General features: G+C 63.4%; 1 protein-coding gene. It reads left to right on the forward strand.

Translation table 11 applies throughout. From position 1 onward, the window contains the following. Positions 1-2,289, forward strand: a 2,289-nt coding sequence (gene hrpA, locus AB4Z11_RS29815; RefSeq protein ID WP_442029516.1) for an ATP-dependent RNA helicase HrpA, incomplete at both ends; no start/stop codon positions are given.

Genomic DNA, 2,289 nt, shown 5'->3' on the forward strand with positions numbered 1-2,289 from the left:
CCTGCCTGGCGAACGCGAAATCCGCGACGCCGCCGAAGCCTTGCGCAAGCACCATCCGCCGCACGTGGAAATCCTGCCCCTGTTCGCCCGGCTCTCGGTTGAAGAGCAGGACCGCGTCTTCCGCACCACCAACGCGCGCCGCATCGTGCTGGCGACCAACGTGGCGGAAACCTCGCTGACTGTGCCCGGTATCCGCTACGTGGTGGACGCCGGCCTGGCGCGCGTGAAGCGCTACAGCTACCGTAATAAAGTCGAGCAGCTGCAAATCGAGGCGATCGCGCAATCCGCCGCCAACCAACGCGCGGGCCGTTGCGGCCGTGTGGCCGATGGCGTGTGTATCCGCCTGTACGACGAACAGGATTTCGCGCAGCGACCGAAGTTCACCGACCCGGAAATCCTGCGCTCCTCGCTGGCTTCCGTCATCCTGCGCATGAAGTCCCTGCATCTGACCGATGTGGAGAGCTTCCCCTTCATCGAGCCACCACTGGGCCGCGCCATCGCCGACGGCTACCAGCTGCTGCAGGAACTGGGCGCCGTTGACGAAGACAACAAGCTCACGCAGCTGGGCCGCAAGCTGGCCAAGCTGCCGCTGGACCCGCGCGTTGGCCGTATGATCCTGGCCGCGCAGGAATACCACTGCCTGACCGAAGTGCTGATCGTGGCGTCAGCGCTGTCCGTGCAGGACCCGCGCGACCGTCCGATCGAGCATCAGCAAGCCGCCGATGAACAGCACAAGAAATTCGCGGATGAGAAGTCCGAATTCCTGAGCTATCTGAAAATCTGGAAATGGTTCGAGAGCGCGATTGAACACAAGAAGTCCAACCGGCAGCTGATGGACAGCTGYCGTGCGACCTTCTTGAACCAGCTGCGCCTGCGTGAATGGCGCGATGTCCATTCGCAGCTGCTGACCATCGTGAAAGAGCAGGGCTGGCGCACCAACGAGTCGCCGGCGACCTACGACCAGTTCCACATGGCCCTGCTCACCGGTCTGCTGGGCAATATCGGCTTTAAATCCGACGACGAACCGGGCGCCGGCTATCTCGGCGCACGCGGCATCCGTTTCCATGTCTGGCCGGGCTCCGCGCTGTCCAAGAAACCGGGCAAGTGGATCGTGGCGGCCGAACTGGTCGAAACCACGCGCCTGTACGCACGCTGCGTGGCGCGCATCGAGCCGGAATGGATCGAGAAGATCGGCGGACACCTGCTGAAGAAATCCTGGGGCGAGCCGCGCTGGGAAAAACGTCCCGCACAAGTCACGGCTTCCGAGCGCGCTACCTTGTACGGACTGGTGGTATATAGCCAGCGCCGCATCAACTACGGCCAGAAGAATCCGGCCGAGGCGCGCGAAATCTTCATTCGCGACGCGCTGGTTGGCGGCGATTACGATACCCGGCTGCAGTTCTTCGCTCACAACCACAAGCTGATTCGCGAGATTGAAAACCTCGAACACAAGTCGCGCCGCCAGGACGTGCTGGTGGATGATCAGCTGATCGAGGCCTTCTACGACCAGGCGATTCCGGCCGACGTGGTGAACGGCGCCGGTTTCGAAAAGTGGTACAAGGATGCGTCCCACGACGATCCCAAGCTGCTGTTCCTGAACCGCGAAGACCTGATGCGCCACGAGGCCGCAGGTGTCACCACAGACCTGTTCCCGAAGAAGATGATGACGGGCGGTCTGGAAATGCAGCTTAGTTATCACTTTGAGCCGGGCAGCGTGCGTGATGGCGTTACGTTGACCGTGCCGCTGTATGCGCTGAACCAGATCTCGCGCGAGCGCTGCGAGTGGCTGGTGCCGGGCATGCTGAAGGAGAAGGTGCATCTGCTGCTGAAAACTCTGCCGCAAAAGCAGCGCCGCCATATGGTGCCGCTGCCGGATTACGCGGCCAGGTTTGTCGAGCGTACGGAGTTCGGACGCGGTGACCTGGTTGATGCGATCATCGCTGACATCCGCAAGCAGATTACGATCACGGTGCTGACCACGGACTTCAAGCCGGAGCAGCTGCCGGCTCACCACTTCATGAACTTCAAGATCGTGGACGAGCATGGACGCCAGCTGGATATGGGGCGCAATCTCGCCACCTTGCAGGCCGAGTACGGCGTGCAGGCGCGCCAGAGCTTCCAGAAGATGGCCGAAGGCGGCGGCAATGCTGCCACGCCCGCGCAGCTCGCACAACTGGCTGGACGTGGCCTTGGCCCCGCGCCGGGTGCGGGAGGTGCAGCCAGCGGCGCGGCCAAGCCCACGCACGGCGGCATCGCGGCCGACGCGGCGCGCGGTGCGGCGGGGGCGGG

It is taken from the genome of Pseudoduganella sp. RAF53_2 (genome assembly GCF_052113985.1).
In the GTDB taxonomy this organism is placed as follows: Bacteria; Pseudomonadota; Gammaproteobacteria; order Burkholderiales; family Burkholderiaceae_D; genus Rugamonas.